The 15,645-nt window shown below is 71.2% G+C and carries 10 protein-coding genes; 8 read left to right on the top strand and 2 right to left on the bottom strand.

What is annotated here, in order from left to right; genetic code table 11:
- Positions 1–61: 61 nt before the first annotated feature.
- The 3 genes from HPO96_RS09045 (at position 62) to HPO96_RS09035 (ending at position 6,440) form a co-directional block, all read left to right on the top strand.
- Positions 62–1,195, top strand: a complete 1,134-nt coding sequence (locus HPO96_RS09045) for a chymotrypsin family serine protease (RefSeq protein WP_171672884.1) — start codon at positions 62–64, stop codon at positions 1,193–1,195.
- Between the two features lie 271 nt (positions 1,196–1,466).
- Positions 1,467–4,817 (top strand): S8 family serine peptidase, encoded by a 3,351-nt coding sequence (locus HPO96_RS38990; RefSeq protein WP_171672882.1) that lies wholly within the window; start codon positions 1,467–1,469, stop codon positions 4,815–4,817.
- 57 nt (positions 4,818–4,874) lie between these two features.
- The gene (locus tag HPO96_RS09035) at positions 4,875–6,440 is read left to right on the top strand and encodes a DUF4139 domain-containing protein (RefSeq protein ID WP_171672881.1); all 1,566 of its coding nucleotides are present in this window, start codon (positions 4,875–4,877) and stop codon (positions 6,438–6,440) included.
- Here HPO96_RS09035 and HPO96_RS09030 read toward each other — a convergent pair whose 3' ends face one another.
- Entirely contained in the window at positions 6,441–7,874 is a 1,434-nt protein-coding gene (locus HPO96_RS09030; protein ID WP_171672879.1) for an alpha-amylase, read from the bottom strand.
- A gap of 65 nt (positions 7,875–7,939) precedes the next feature.
- Here HPO96_RS09030 and HPO96_RS09025 point away from each other — a divergent pair, with 65 nt between their 5' ends.
- Complete coding sequence (locus HPO96_RS09025) at positions 7,940–8,701, top strand: isocitrate lyase/PEP mutase family protein (protein ID WP_171672878.1); 762 nt, start codon at positions 7,940–7,942, stop codon at positions 8,699–8,701.
- Between the two features lie 80 nt (positions 8,702–8,781).
- Complete coding sequence (locus HPO96_RS09020; protein ID WP_171672876.1) at positions 8,782–9,912, top strand: hypothetical protein; 1,131 nt, start codon at positions 8,782–8,784, stop codon at positions 9,910–9,912.
- A 5-nt stretch (positions 9,913–9,917) separates the two neighbouring features.
- Here HPO96_RS09020 and HPO96_RS09015 read toward each other — a convergent pair whose 3' ends face one another.
- Complete coding sequence (locus tag HPO96_RS09015) at positions 9,918–11,261, bottom strand: serine/threonine-protein kinase (RefSeq protein WP_171672874.1); 1,344 nt, start codon at positions 11,259–11,261, stop codon at positions 9,918–9,920.
- Between the two features lie 22 nt (positions 11,262–11,283).
- Between HPO96_RS09015 and HPO96_RS09010 the strand changes: the two genes are divergently transcribed.
- The 3 genes from HPO96_RS09010 to HPO96_RS09000 are packed head-to-tail and all read left to right on the top strand — an operon-like array spanning position 11,284 to position 15,573.
- Complete coding sequence (locus tag HPO96_RS09010; RefSeq protein WP_171672873.1) at positions 11,284–11,850, top strand: RNA polymerase sigma factor; 567 nt, start codon at positions 11,284–11,286, stop codon at positions 11,848–11,850.
- Positions 11,851–11,867: 17 nt separating this feature from the next.
- Positions 11,868–14,963: a BTAD domain-containing putative transcriptional regulator gene (locus tag HPO96_RS09005; protein WP_171672871.1), complete on the top strand. Its 3,096-nt coding sequence runs from the start codon at positions 11,868–11,870 to the stop codon at positions 14,961–14,963.
- Positions 14,964–14,973: 10 nt separating this feature from the next.
- Entirely contained in the window at positions 14,974–15,573 is a 600-nt protein-coding gene (locus tag HPO96_RS09000; protein ID WP_171672869.1) for a hypothetical protein, read from the top strand.
- Positions 15,574–15,645: the final 72 nt, after the last annotated feature.

Below are 15,645 nucleotides of genomic sequence, written 5' to 3'. Positions count from 1 at the left end.
ACGATCTGTCATCGGCTGATCACAGTGGGCGTCAAACCGCCCCCAGTGTGAGGACTCGCTCATGCGCAGAACACCTGTACTCGTCACGGCTGTCGCTCTGATGGCCACCTGCACCGCCATCCCGTCCGCCGCCTCCCAACCCGCGCCCCGGACACCCGCAATCCAGCTCACCGCCGCCGACCAGCAGATGCTGGCCCAGCGGCCGTTGGTCGAGGCCGCCGATCGCCTCGCGAAGGTGGCCCAAAAGCCAGGCCTGCAAGGGTACGCCGGGATCACGCTCACCGATGACGCCGTCGTGCTCTGGTGGAAGGGCACTCCCCCGGCCCAGGTCAGGCGCGCCGTCACCGGCCCGATCCGGATCGCGAGCGCTGCCCATTCCAAAGCCGAGCTGGACGCCGCCGCCCAGTCCATCGAGGCCTATCAGCGGCAGCACCCCGGTCACGGCATCGACGCGATCAAGAACCCCGGCGACGGCAGCGGTCTCGTCCTCGGCGTGCAACCCACGCATCGAGCGGCCGCGGCCCTCGATCAAACGCTCGAACAGCGCACCGGCGTACCGATTCGTGTCGTCGCCGAGGAGCCGCTGAAGCCGACGTCGCGCGGTGACGACTGGTCGCCCTGGATCGGCGGCGCCCGGCTGTGGAACCAGTCGGCCGGCGCGATCTGCACCACCGGCTTCGGCGTCAAGGACGGCCAGGGCCGCCCGTACATCCTCACCGCCGCCCACTGTGGCCAGTCCGGTCAGCAGTTCGCCGACGGCACCGGCGAATACATCGGCCACATGGGCGCCCGGCACCAGGATCACGACATCGCGCTGATCCCGACCAACGCCGTCGACTTCCAGCTGTACGTCGGCGACGGTAACAGCGGCCTCGTCGAGAACGTCCCCTACTGGGGCCATGTCTACGTCGGCCAATACCTGTGCCAGAGCGGGATCACCAGCGCCGCCGCCGTCGGCGGACCGGTCTGCAACATCAAGGTCCTGTTCTTCTACAACGACCGCGAGGACCTCGTCGAAGGTGAGCAGATGAACGGCCAGCAGTCCGCCCGCGGCGGCGACTCCGGCGGTCCCGTCTACTCGCGCGGCTCGGCCGGCCTGATTGCCAACGGCACCGTCACCCGCAGCGCCGGCCCGCGGATCGGCTTCCAGGACTTCGCCACCGCCAACCGCGACTTCGGCGTCGCGATCCCGTAGCAATCCCAACCCTGGTTGCCTGAAGCGAACGTCTGCCTCAGGCAACCAGGAGACACGCCCTAGGGCGCCGAGGTCTGGCCGTCCCCCGATTTCGGTACTAGCCTCGGCCCCAGACCGGTGCCGTGGGGGTGCCGGTCGGTACGCCGTATCCGAGGGGGGCTCGGTCACGGGATGCAGGATTCCGCGGCGGCGGCCTGGGGGGCGACGCTGAGGTGAGGCCCGGATTTCCCCTGCGGTGACGGCGTCTTCTGCCTTCACAGGAGGCCACCGCATGAGGTCACCGCTCCATCGACGAACGAAACTACGCACCGCCACGGCCGTTACAGCTGCCGGTCTGCTCGTCGCGACCACGTTGTCGCCCACCGGCGCGAACGCCGCCGATCCCACGCCCGGAGCCCGGAGCTGGACGGCGACGCAGCTGCAGATCGCCAGTACGGTCAACGGCGCGAAGTCGCCGACCGGGCAACTCGCCAAGAGCGATCCGGCGCTGCTGAACAACACGTCGGCCAAGCAGGTCCGGGTCGTCGTCAAACTCGACTACGACTCGCTCGCGGCCTACCGCGGCGGGCTCAAGGGTCTGCCCGGCACCAGCCCGGCCGTCACCGGCAAACGCCTGGACCCGAAGGGCGCCAACGCCGCCAAGTACCTGCAGCACGTGACCGAGGTCGAGAACGACTTCCTGGCCGCGCTGCAGTCGAAGGTGCCGAGCGCGCGGGCCGGGCAGAAACTGCGCACCGTGTATGGCGGCATCGCGCTCAGCGTGCCCGGCAACCAGGCTCGCGATCTGCTCAAACTCCCCGGCGTCGCGGCCGTCCAGCAGGACGACCCGCAGAAGCTGCTCACCGATTCGAGCGGCGACTTCATCGGCGCGCCGACGATCTACAACCAGCTGGGCGGCTCGTCGTCGGCCGGTAAGGGCGTCATCGTCGGCATCCTCGACAGCGGCTCGTGGCCCGAGCACCCGTCGTACGCCGACCCGGGCACACTGCCCGCACCGCCGCCGACCGCGGACGGCACGCCCCGCGTCTGCAACTTCGGCGACAACCCGCTGACGCCGGCCAACGACCCGTACGCCTGCAACCGGAAGCTGATCGGCGGCCGGCCGTTCCTGGACACGTACAACGCGGTCATCGGCGGCGACGTCTACCCCGACTCGGCCCGCGACTCCAACGGCCACGGCACGCACACGTCGACGACCTCGGCCGGCGGCCCGGTCGCGAACGCGAACCCGCTGGGCATCAACCGCGGCCCGATCCGCGGGATCGCCCCGGCCGCTGCGGTCTCGGTCTACAAGGTCTGCGGCGCCCAGGGCTGCTTCCCGTCCGACTCCGCGCAGGCGGTCGCCCGCGCGATCCTGGACGGCGTCCGGGTGATCAACTTCTCGATCTCCGGCGGCAGCGACCCCTACAGCGACCCGGTCGAGCTCGCCTTCCTGGACGCGTACGCCGCGGGCGTGTTCGTGGCCGCCTCGGCCGGTAACTCCGGGCCGGGCGCGAACACCACCGACCACCGCAGCCCGTGGGTCACCACGGTCGCTGCGTCCACCCAGAGCCGCACGTTCCGCTCGACCATCACGCTGGCCGGCAGCGGCGGCGCGACCGCCACCATCTCCGGCGCTTCGGTCACCGGCGGGATCAGTACGCCGACGCCCGTCGTGAAGGCCGGAACCACCGCCGGCTACACCGACGCGACCTGTAACACCCCGGCGGCCGCAGGGGTCTTCACCGGCAAGATCGTCGCCTGCCAGTTCACCCCCGGTCGCGTGATGAAGGGGTTCAACGTCCGCCAGGGCGGCGCGGTCGGCATGCTGATGTACAACACGACCTTCCCGTCCGACGTCTTCACCGACAACCACTGGCTGCCGGCCGCGCAGCTGGAGAAGCCGGACGCCGACGCGCTGCTCGCGTTCCTGACCGCGCACCCGAATGCGACGGCCAAGATGACCCAAGGGACCAAGGCCACCTGGCAAGGCGACGTGATCACGAACTTCTCGTCGCGCGGCCCTGGCGGCGACTTCCTCAAGCCGGACGTCACGGCGCCCGGTCTGCACATCCTCGCCGGCCAGACCCCGACGACCGAGGCGCCGTCCCAGGGCCCGCCCGGAAACCTCTACCAGGTGATTGCCGGTACGTCGATGTCGTCGCCGCACGTGGCCGGCGCCGCCGCGCTGCTCTTCGCCCTGCACCCGTCGTGGACGCCGGGCCAGGTCAAGTCGGCGCTGGAGACGACCGCCAAGACGACCGTGAAGAAGTCCGACAAGGTCACCCCGGCCGACCCGTTCGACACCGGCGGCGGCCGGATCGACCTGACCAAGGCCGGCGACCCCGGTCTGACCCTGGACGAGACCGCGGCGAACTACGCGGCCTCGGCCACCGACGCGCTGAACCGGATCGACCTGAACCTGCCGTCGGTGAACGCGCCGACCATGCCCGGCGTGATCACCGCCGAGCGGGTGGTCAAGAACGTCACCAACTCCAAGCTCCGCTTCACCGCGAGCGGGACCACGGTGAGCGGCGCCAACGTCGCCGTCCTGCCGCCGGTCTTCGAGGTGGCGCCGGGCAAGTCGCAGAAGCTGACCATCGTGATCACCGCGGCCGAGCTGCCCGACGGGCAGTACTTCGGCCAGGTCAACCTGAAGCAGGTCGGCGGCAACCGCGCCCTGCATCTGCCGGTCGCGTTCTACCGGCAGGAGGGCATCGTCCCGATCGACCAGAACTGCGTCCCGAGCACGATCGCCCGGAGCACCGGTCAGTCGACCTGCACGGTGACCGTGCAGAACAACAGCCTGCAGGCCGCCGAGGTGACCGCGCTCAGCACGCTGAGCTCGCAGCTGCGGCTGAACAGCGTGACCGGCGCAACGAAGGTCGGCACCCAGATCGCCACCAAGACGGCGACGCTGGCGGCTCGCCAGCCGGACAAGCCGGTGATCGCACCGGGATCGCTGTCCGGCTACATCCCGCTCGACGCCTTCGGCATCACACCGGCGCCGATCGGCGACGAGCAGGCGATCAACTTCAACGTGCCGCCGTACGTGTTCGCCGGCCAGACCTACTCGCAGATCGGCGTGGTCTCCAACGGCTACTCGATCGCGGGCGGCAGCGCCGGATCGGACGACGTCAACTTCACCCCGCAGAACCTGCCCGATCCGACCCGGCCGAACAACGTGCTCGCGCCGTTCTGGACCGACCTCGACGGAACGGGCGCTCCGGGTGTCTACGCGGCGACCCTGACCGACGGGGTGGACACCTGGCTCGTTCTCGAATGGCGGGTCAACCTGTTCGGCACGGCCAACCAGAAGGTGTTCCAGCAGTGGATCGGCGTCAACGGCACCGAGGACATCACCTACGCCTACGACCCGGGGAACCTGCCGGGTGACCCGGGCCCGGCGTACGGCCTGACCGTCGGCGCGGAGAACTTCGAGGGGACGGCGGGCAGCCAGATCTCCGGCCCGCCGACGCAGGACTACCGCGTCTCGAGCACCCCGGGCGCACCCGGCGGCTCGATGACGTACACGATGAACGTCAAGGGTGTGCAGAAGGGCACCGGGTCGGTCACGACCGGGACCTCGACGCCACTCGTCAAGGGCCTGACGATCGAGGTCGACAAGATCACTGTCAACTAGTGCAATGACAGCTCCGGGCCGGGTCCTTTGGATCCGGCCCGGACTACTGTCGGGGACATGACCGAACTGGTGGATGCCCCGATCGTGGCCGTCGTCGTCTATCCCGACCGGGCCCGGGTGACGCGCCGCGGCCGGATCACCCTGCCTGCCGGCGACCGGACCGTGTACGTCGACTCGCTCCCCCTCACCCTGGAGGAGGATTCGGTCCGCGTCGCCGGACGCGGCCCGGCGACCGTCCTCGGCGTGGACGTCGCGATGCGGCACCACCCGCAAGCGCCGGACGAGACCGTCGCCGAGCTGGAGCGGCAGCGCCGCGACGCGCAAGAGGAGGTCTCCGCACTCGTCGACGCGGCCGACGTCCAGGAGCAGCTCGACGTCTTCCTGGGCCAGCTCGGACGCCGGGCCGGGGGCAGCTTCGCGCGCACGCTCGCGGCCGGTGAAACCGGGGCCGACCTCGGAGAGTTCACCGAGTCACTCGCGGCCCGGCTGACCGCCGTCCGCTCGAAGCGCCGGGAACTGGCCCGGCAGCAGGAGGAGGCCGCGGAGCGGCTCGCGGCGGCCGACCGCCGGCTGGCCGCGACCTCCCAGCAGCGGACGCCGGATCGCCGTTCGGTCGCCGTCGCGCTGGCGCTCGAATCCGAGGCCGAGGTAGAGATCGAGCTGTCGTACGTCGTCCAGTCCGCCGGATGGTCGAGTTCGTACGACGTCCGGCTGTCGGGTGAGCGGCTGACGCTGAGCTGGTTCGGGCTGATCACGCAGTACACCGGTGAGGACTGGCCGGAGTGCGAGCTGAGCCTGTCGACCGCGCGACCCACGGTCAGCGCGAAGGTGCCCGAGCTGGAGCCCTGGTACGTCGACCGGCTCCGCCCGGTGCCGCCGCCCCCGCCGATGCCGATGGCGGCCGGCGCGGCGAAGTACGCCATGGCAGACGCCGACTTCGGCGGCGCTCCGCAACCCACGGCCCGCCTCGCCTTCGCCGAGTCCGCCGCAACGGTCGAACAGGGCGTCACCGCGGCCACCTACACCCCGCCGCGCCCGGTCGCAGTCCCGGCCGACGGCGCCGCCCACCGCGCCACGATCGCGTCCGTGGAGCTGGAGACCGAGCTCGACTACGTCACCGCGCCCGTCCGCTCCACCGACGTCCACCTGCGAGCCACCGTGGCGAACTCGAGCACCCACACCCTGCCCGCCGGCAAGGCAGCCGTCTTCCACGAGGCCGACTTCGTCGGCTCGGCCGCGCTCCCCCTCTGGGCCCCGGGCGAGGAGGTCGAGCTGGCCCTCGGCCTCGACGACCGCATCCGCGTCGAACGCGAGCTCGCCCGCCGGACGGCGTCCAAGGCGACCCTCGGCTCGACCCGCCGCCGCGAGGTCGAGTACACCACCACGATCGAGAACCACACCCCCCGAGCGGCCCGCATCACCGTCCTCGACCAGCTCCCGCTCTCCCGCGACCACGAGATCACCGTCAAACCCGTCACCGCCACCCCAGAACCCGCCGAAACCACCGACCTCGGCGTCATCACCTGGAAGCTCGATCTGCCCGCAGGCGAGCGAACCACCCTCACCCTCGGCTTCCGCGTCGACAGCGCCAAATCCGTCGAACTCACCGGCTGGCGCGAGTAGCTAGCTGAGTTTCGCGGCGGCGTGCAGGGCCAGGCCGTCCTGGGCCGCGACGTCCGCGCGGAACCAGCCGTTGGCGTCGACGGTGTAGACGGGGCCGGTGCAGGTGCCGGCGGTGAAGTTGCCGTGGAAGACGTCGCAGTAGCGGCCGGGTGGGAGGTTGGACTGGAAGGACCGGCCGGTGACCGGGGCGCCCTCGTCGTTGAGGACGAGGTAGCCCTTGTCGCCGCGGCCGAAGGCGATGACGTCGTTGCCGTTGTCCCACCAGCGGGTGACGGGCGTGCCGCGGGTGACGTTGCGGAAGGCAACCATATTGGCGATCACCTGCCACTCGTGCTCGCAGCGCCAGCGGTTGGTGAAGCAGGTCGTGTCCGTCGTCCGGCCGTCGGCGGCGGCCGGTGGGCCCTGGTCGTGCGAGCTGTACTCGTAACTCGACATGACGGTCGGCGTCCCGTAGGTCCAGGCCAGCATGAAGGCGTTCGCCAGGGCGTAGCGGGCGTTGTCCCGGAAGGTCAGGACGCCGCTCCCCCGCTGGGTGTCGTGGTTGTCGGTGAAGACGACGGCCCGGTCCGACGGTAGCGGCGAGCCGAAGGTCCGCAGGTAGGCGAGCCGCTCCGAGTTGAAGATCTTGGCCAGATCCTTGCCGTACCGGAACTCGTGCACGTCGCCGTTGCCGACGTACTCCTCCGGCGTCACCGGCTCGCCCGCGCCGTGGATCACCTCCTGGACGAGGTACGCCGGACGCGACAGCCGGGCCTTGATCGCCGCGATGTCCGCGGCCGGCATGTGCTTCGACGCGTCGAGCCGGAAGCCGTCGACGCCGAGCGACAGCAGATCGTTCAGGTACGCAGCGATCCGGCCGCGCACGTAGTCCGTCCCGGTGGCCAGATCGGCCAGGTCGACCAGCTCGCAGTTCTGCACTTCGTAGCGGTCGCCGTAGTTGACGATGTCGTCGTTCCCGTTGCGCCCGCAGTGGTGAAAGTCCTGGGTCTGGTAGATCCCGGGGTAGTTGTAATGCGTGTACGCCGAACCCGCGCTGCCCGTGCCGCCGGTCGAGCCACCGGTCATGTGGTTGATCACGGCGTCGACGTACACCTTCACCCCGGCCGCGTGGCAGCTGCTCACCATCGACGCGAACTCGGCGCGGGTGCCGCGCCGGGTGTTGTCGATCTTGTAGCTGACCGGCTGATAGTCCTGCCACCACGGATACCCCTGGCCCGGCAGCACGACATGCTCCTGCGGTGGCGAGACCTGGACGGCGCCGTACCCCTTCGGCCCGAGGAAGCTGCCGCACTCACGGCCGACCGATTTCCAGTTCCACTCGAAGAGCTGAACGATCACGTCCTTCGGGCCCTCCGGAGCGGCGGCCGCAGGCGGCGTCAGACCAGTGGCGAGCAGGGCGGTCCCGAGCAGGGCGACGAGCGGCTTCCGCATCATCGCCCCATTGTCCCGCTCCGCACCGCCGCGCGCGCGGCGTCCGCCCGGCGCGCCATACTCGGACCATGACCGATCTTGCCGCGAAGGCCAGTGAACTCCTCCGTCTCCACCACACCGGTGAAACTCTCGTGCTGCCGACCGTCTGGGACGCGTGGTCGGCCCGCACGGTCGCCGCCGCCGGCTTCCCGGCGCTCAGCATCGGCAGTCACCCGCTGGCCGACTCGCGCGGCCAGGAGGACAACGAGGGGATGACGCTGGACGACGCCCTCGACGGGATCCGCCGGATCACCGCCGCGGTCGACGTACCGGTCACCGCGGATGTCGAGTCCGGCTACGGGACGCCCGCGGCCGAGCTGGTCGAGCGCGTGCTCGAGGCCGGCGCCGCCGGCATCAACGTCGAGGACACCGTGCACAGCGAGGGCCGGCTGCGCGAGGTGCAGGAGCACGCCGACTACATCGGCGCTCTTCGGGCCGCGGCCGACCAGGCCGGCGTCGAGCTCGTGATCAACGCCCGGACGGACGCGCTGATCGGCAAGGTGCAGAAGTTCGACGACCCGCTCGCCGAGGCGATCCGGCGCTCCCAGGCCTGTGAGGCCGCCGGCGCCCGCTGCGTCTACCCGGTGCTGATCCCGAACGCCGAAGCACTGCAGGCCGTCCTGGCCGAGCTGAACGGCCCGGTCAACGTCACCGCGCACCCGCTGAAGGGCGCGGCGTCCGGCTCGTTCGACGAGCTGAAGGCAGCCGGCGTCCAGCGCATCACGTTCGGTCCGCTGCTGCAGATGGCCCTGGCCGACAGCCTCACCGGGCTGGTCGAGTCCTGGCGCTGAAAATGTCGTGAACCGATCCGGTCCCCCGGCCGTCAAAGCCCGCCAGTACGAGATACTGCGGACGATTTTCGGAGGGCATCATGAATCGGAGCATCAAGCTGGCCGGCCTGGTGGCGGGCGTGTCGCTGGCTGCCGTGGTGGCGGGCGCGCTCGTCGCCGCCCAGCAGACACCGACGCTCGCCGCGGCGTCCGACGGCGGTAACGCGCAGCCGATCGACACCGTCACCAGCGCCAAGCCACCCGCGCCGATCCAGCAGACGCTCGATCTCACCAAGCTCAAGCAGGGTTCAGCCCCGGCCACGGCGTACGTCGCCGGCCGCACCGTCCACAGCGGCCGGACCCAGTTCGATCTCCCGGCCTCGGACGGGCTGATCTGGGACGTCGTCCACGCGGGCGCCGGCGACGCGCTCGTGCACCACAGCCCCCAGGACGACGGCAAAGGCGCACTGACGATCTGGGCGGCCGGCGCCCGCGGCGAGACCATCAAGGACGTCAACACCGTCGCCTCCTCGGCCGACCGGACGTCCAGCGCGTACGCCGTCCAACCGACCACCGCGGACGGCGCCGAGCTGTCGCGGTTCACGCTCAACTGGCGCGACAACGGCACCGGCGAGGTCTACTCCCTCGACCGCACCGGTGAGCACGGGCCGATCGTGCACGCCGTCCAGGGCAGCGAGGTCTACTTCAGCGCGCTCTCCAAGAGCTCGAAGCAGACCCTCTACAGCTGGACGGCCGGCGACGACACCGCGAAGCGGATCAGCGCCGTGCCCGCGCCGTCCGCGGTCTCGACGGACCTGCAGCTCGCCGCCTCGGTCGTCTCGGTGGCGAACGACGGCAGCTGCACCGCCCTCGTCGAGCTCGGCACCGCCAAGAAGCGCTGGCAGACCTGCACCCACGCCGTCGACGAGCTGCCCGCCAAGAGCACCTTCGCCCTCGGCGGCCCGGCCTACCGCGACGGCTACGGCGACGGCCTCTTCGCCGCCCTCGACCTGAAGACCGGCAAGGCCGTCCGCGAATGGTCCGGCGGCTCGAAGGTCGCCATCATGTCCACCACCGTCGAGGGCCCCGACCACATCCTCGCCCTGGCCGAACAGAACGGCCAGACCGCCATCGCCCGCTGCGAGCCCAAGACCGGTGCCTGCGAACTCGCCGTCCCGTTGCGGAACGGCACCGGCGACGGCAACAACCGCCCCTACCAGCTCGGCCGCTGAACGCCTTATTTCCTTGGCGTGTAGGCCACCGAGTCGAGGACCTGCTCAGCTTGGGCGGCGTCCTCGGCTCGAATCTGGATGCGGACCAAGGCGCCGTTCAGCCGTTTGACGTGCTCGACCGTCGTCATCCCGGCCGGGCAGTTGATGTACGTCGCGCTCGCGATACCGAGCTTGTCAGCGCGCTCGGGCGCCGCCGTGCAGCCCGCGGGCGTCGGGAGCGTCGCCGACGGCGGCAGCTCGCCTGCGGGCAGCACACCGGCGAAAACACCCGGAATCTTCGCAGCGGGCCGGCTCCAGGTCTTGTTGTCGCTGCTGACGAGCAAGCCCGGGAGCGCCGCCGACGCCCCGGCCGGCTGCCAACCGTTGCCGGCTCGCGTTGTGGCCCAGTCACGAGGCAGTTCAACGGAGAGAACCTGTTGCTGGTCGACGACACGAACCCACTGGCGCTGGACGCCGTACTGCCAGCCCAGATAGCCGCTCGCACACCCCAGCACGGCGGCCGCTACGGTGGCCGCGACCCACGGGTTGATCCACGGACGGCGGACCGGCGTCTCGGCAGCCGTCCGCAGGGCTTCGGCGTACGCGCGGACATCGGGCCACCGCTGGTCGCGGTCCTTGCTGAGGCCGCGGCGGACGACGGTGTCCACGGCGGGCGGCACGTGCCGCAACGGGGGCGGCGGCCCGTCAACGGCGAGCACGGCGGCCAGAGTGGTCGCGCCGTACGGCGGCTTACCCGCGAGGGCGGCGTAAGTGACCGCGGCCAGCGCGTACAGGTCGGCACGCGGGTCGAGGACATCGCCGCGGACCTGCTCCGGGGCGACGTACGCCGGAGTGCCACCCGGCATCGTCACCCGGGAGACCGCCTCCAGCGACTTGCCCAGGCCGAGGTCGCCGAGCATCGCGCGCTCACCGGTCGGCGCACTGCGGAAGAGCACGTTCTCCGGTTTCACATCGCGATGCAGGACACCGCGATCGTGCAGCTCCTGGAGGCCGGCGCCGACATCGTCGATCACGTCCAGGGCGTCGGCCAGCGCGAGCGGGCCGGTCTTGATCCGATCGGCGAGCGTGCCGCGGTCGGCGTAGGTGAGCACCAGGTACGGACGGTCGTCGTCGGTCACGCCGATGTCATGGACGCCCACGACGTGCGGCGACTCCACCTTGCGCAAGAAGCGGCCCTCCTCGACGAAACGACGCCGGACGTCCAGGTCGTCGACCCAGTGCTCGGCGAGCACCTTCACCGCGACCTCGGCGTCCAGCTGCTCGTCCCGAGCCAGCCACACCGCAGCGAAACCACCACTGCCCAAGCGCCGGGTCACGGCGTAGCGGCCGAAATGAGAGGGCTGAACCATGCCGGTCATTATCCTCAACGCCATGTCCACCGACGCTGACGTGCTCGACGAGCTAGCCCGGCGCGCAGCGCAGGACCCGGCGCTGCTCGACGAGCTGATCCGGCAGATCCAGCCGCAGGTGCTGCGGATCTGTCAACGCGTCCTGCCGCACCGCGCGGACGCCGAGGACGCCTGCCAGGAGGCGCTGCTGGCGGTCGCCACCAAGCTGAGCACCTTCGCCGGCCGGAGCCGCTTCAGCACCTGGGTGCACGCGGTCGCGTCGAACGCCGCCCGGGAGACCTACCGGCGGCTCAAGCGCCGCGCCGCCGAGCGCCCCGACACCTGGGCGGACGCCGATCAACCGGCCCGCCACGATCGGCCCGATCCGCGCACCACCAGCGTCGTGGCCGGTACCCGCCTGGATCTCCTCGACGCCCTCGAACACCTCGAGGCCGAGCTCCCCGAGACCGTCTCCGCGGTCGTGCTCCGCGATATCTACGAGCTCAGCTACGACGAGATCGCCGACCAGGTCGGGATCCCGATCGGCACCGTCAAGTCCCGGATCAATCGCGCCCGCGCCGTCCTCAAGGACCAGTTGACGCCGCGCTAGCCCGGTAGGGTGCGGGAATGCGCTTCGGAGAGCAGCTGCGGACACTCCGGGCGCGCGCGGGTCTGACCCAGCGGGAGCTGGCGCTCCGCACCGGGCTGAGCACGGCCGCGATCCGCGATCTGGAACAGGGGCGGACCCGGAGTCCGAAGGCCGAGTCGGTCGAGGTGATCGCCGCCGCGCTCGGGGTGGACGCCACCGCGTTCCGGGAGGCGGAGCAGCCCGAAGAGATCGAGCCGGCCGGGACGGGCCCGGTGCGGGTAGCGATCCTGGGGCCGCTGGAGGTCTGGCGCGGGCCGGTACGGGTGCGGGTCGAGTCGGATCAGCAGCGCGCTTTACTGGGCCGGCTGGCGTTGAGCGCGGGCAGTCCGGTCGGGCCGGACGAGCTGGTCGAGCTGCTGTGGGCCGACGCCGTCCCCGCGAATGCGGCCGAGTTGCTGCAAACCCGGGTGGCGCGGCTGCGGCGTACGCTCGAACCGGCCGGGCCGGTGATCGTCGGCGACCGCGCCGGATATCGGCTGGAGGCGACGCCGGAGTCCCTTGATTTGCTGGGGTTTCGCGCGCTGATCGCCGCCGGTGACCCCAGAGCGGCCATCGAGCTGTGGCGGGGTGAGACCGATGTCGAGGCGCTCACGCACGACCCGCGCTGGCGGGCGCTCGCGCACGAGTACGCCGACACGGTCCGCGCCGCGGCCGTCGAGTCCCGAGCGGAGGGCGACCCCGAGGCGGCGCTGCACCGGCTGCGCGACCTCGCCGCCCGGCACGAGCTGGACGAGCCGCTGCACGTCGAGCTCATCCGAACCCTCGCGGCCGCCGACCGCCAGGCCGAGGCGCTGACGGCGTACGACCAAATCCGGACGGCGCTCGTGCGCGAGCTCGGCGTCGATCCCGGCGAACGACTGCGCGCCGCCCACCTCGCCGTCCTGCGTCAGGAGTCCCCTGCGGTTCTGCAAACGCCGTCCGCACCGCCGGACTTCGTCGGCCGGGCGGCCGAGCTGGCGCAGCTCGCCGCGGCGCTCAGCGGCCAGGAGGCGATCTCGTCCCGAGTCGTGCTGATCAACGGGATCGCCGGCGTCGGCAAGACCGCGCTCGCCCTGACGGCGGCCCATCGGCTCCGCGCCGCGTATCCCGACGGTCAGCTGTACGCCGATCTGCGCGGCAACGACTCGGCCACCGCACCGCTCAAGGTGCTCGGCCGGTTCCTGCGCGCGCTCGGCGTGCCGAGCCGCCGGATCAGCACCGACGAGAGCGAGGTGGCCGCCGTCCTGCGTAGCGAGCTGGCGAACCGGCGGATGCTGATCGTGCTCGACAACGCGCGCGACGCGCAGCAGGTCCGGTCGCTGCTGCCTGGCGCCGGGCCGAGTGACGCGATCGTCACCAGCCGCCGGCGCCTCGCCGACCTGGACGCCGTCGCCGTCGTCGATCTCGAACCGCTCCCCCAGGACGACGCGATCCGGCTGATCACCTCCACCGCCCGGATCGGCCCGGACCAGGATGGCGTCGACGCGTTGGCCGAGGCGTGCGCCCGGCTGCCGCTCGCGTTGCGGATCGCGGGTTCCCGACTTGCCACCCGCCGCGAGTGGTCCGTCGCGGACCTGGCCCGCCGGCTGGCCGACAGCAACCGCAGGCTCAGCGAGCTCCGCGTCGGCGAGTCCAGCGTGCTGACCAGTTTGGAGCTCGGCTACAGCGATCTCGGCACAGCGGCCCAGCGCGCTTTCCGGCTCTGCAGCCTGCACCCCGGTGACGACTTCAGCGCCGACAGCACCGCCGTACTGCTCGGCACACCGACTGCGGAAGCCGAGCACATCCTCGAGGACCTGCTCGAGGCGAACATGCTCATGCAACTCACCAAAGACCGCTACCGCTTCCACGACCTGCTCGGCCTCTACGCCGGCCGCCTGTGCGCCGCGGACGCCGAAGCCGGCGCCGCCCAGGCGAGGCTGCACACCTGGTACGCCGAAGCGGTCACCGCCGCGATCGGGCTGGCGTACCCGCGCGTCGTCCGGCTCAGCGCACACCCCGAGCCAGCGCGGTTCTTCAGTACCGAGACCGCCGCGCTCGCCTGGCTCGACGCCGAGCTGCCCTCGCTGCTGGCCGTCGTCCACGAAGCGCCGGAGCTGTCCTGGCGGATCGTCGATCAGCTCCGCGGGTACTTCCTGATGAACCGGCATGCCGACGGCTGGCTCGCCGCGGCACAGGCCGGAGCGGCCGCGACGGACGACGACCGGGTCCAGGTCGCGATGCTGATCAACCGCGGCCAGGCGCTCGCGGAGGTGGGCCGGGACAGTGAGGCGCTCGCCGACTGCCTCGCCGCCCATGTGCTCGCCGTCGCGGTCGGGTGGCCGGCGGCCGCATCGTACGTCGCTCATCAACTCGGCTGGTTCCAGCTGGAGCGCGGCGTCCTGCCGGAGGCGGAGCTGTGGATGCGCCGCGCGCTGGAGCTGGTCGAAGGCGAAGAGCATGTGCGCGCCATCATCCTGAACGGCCTGGGGGTAGCGAGGCTCTACCAGGGCGAGCTCGACGAGGCGGCAGACATGTTCACCGCCGCGCTGGAGATCGAGCAGCTGCTCGGCATTCGCGGCAACCTCGCCAGCGCCTTGCGCCAGTTGGGTGCCGTCGACGACGCGGCCGCGGTGCTGGACGACGTACTGCGCGGCTACCAGGAGCGTGCCGATCGCCGGGGTGAGTTGTCCACCCTCGACGAGCAGGCTCGGCTGCACAGCCAGCTCGGCTCCGGCGACACCGCGCTGACCCTCGCTCTACGCGCCCATGAACTCGCGAACCTGCTGCGCGATCGCAAGGCGCAGGCGCAGACCGCCGGTGCCGTCGCGCAGGCCAACCTGACCCGCGCGGACTTCGCGGCGGCTGTCAACTGGAGCAACCGCTGTCTCGCGATCGCCGCCGGCGTCTACCCACATCTGCAGACGCAGGCGCTACTCGTCCTGAGCGCGGCACGACACGGTGCCGACGAGCCGGAGCTCGCTCTCGACGCCGCCGAACAAGCGGCCGCGATCGCCGCGCGCTGCGGCTTCGGCCTGCTCGCCACCGCGGCCGCGGCCAGCCTGCGCCACAATCGGGAACGACGCGGTTTCGCTGATCGGGTCTCGCCCTATTAGGGTCTGCCGGGTGTCTATTCTCGATGTCGCCACATCAGACCACGAAGTACAGAACGTCGAAGACCGCCCCTGGCGCGAGGTGTCGGACGTCGGCGTCGCCGCCGCCCGGATCGAGTGGGCCGGCGCGGCCCGCGAGATGCTGCTCGGAGCGGCCCGCAAGTACCAGGCGCTGGTGCAGCTGAAGGATCTGGCCGCCGGCGTCCAGGAGCTGACCCGGATCCAGACCAAGCAGGCCACCCGGCTGTGGATCGGCGGCGTCCTCGCCGAGGTCTACGCCGAGAACCTGCGCCGCGGCGAGCCGATGCTGTCGTCCCTGTGCGTCAACCCCGACGAGAGCGTCTTCGACGGGTACGCCGTGATCGTCGGCGCCGCGACCGGTGAGACCCCGGCCGACGCGGACGCGCACGCCTCCCACGAGCGCCTCGCCGCGCACCGGTACTTCGAGGCAGCCGGCCTGCCCGCCGACGGCGGCAGCGCGATGATCCCGCTGAAGCTCGGCGCCGCGCGCGCCCGGGCCCGCAAGGCCGCGATCGCCGAGCGCCCGATCAAGAAGTGCCCGATCTGCAACCTGCAAACCCCCGCCAACGGGATCTGCGACACCTGCGACTGAAAACCCGGTAGCGATCCGGCCTGGGGAGGGGTGATGCTCTTCCCAGCCGGGTCAACGGGGGTGGGTTGTGGA

The sequence above is a fragment of the Kribbella sandramycini genome, from assembly GCF_013131805.1.
Classification (GTDB): Bacteria; Actinomycetota; Actinomycetes; order Propionibacteriales; family Kribbellaceae; genus Kribbella; species Kribbella sandramycini.
Note: the sequence above shows the minus strand (reverse complement) of the source record. Positions and strands in the feature narration are given on the sequence as shown.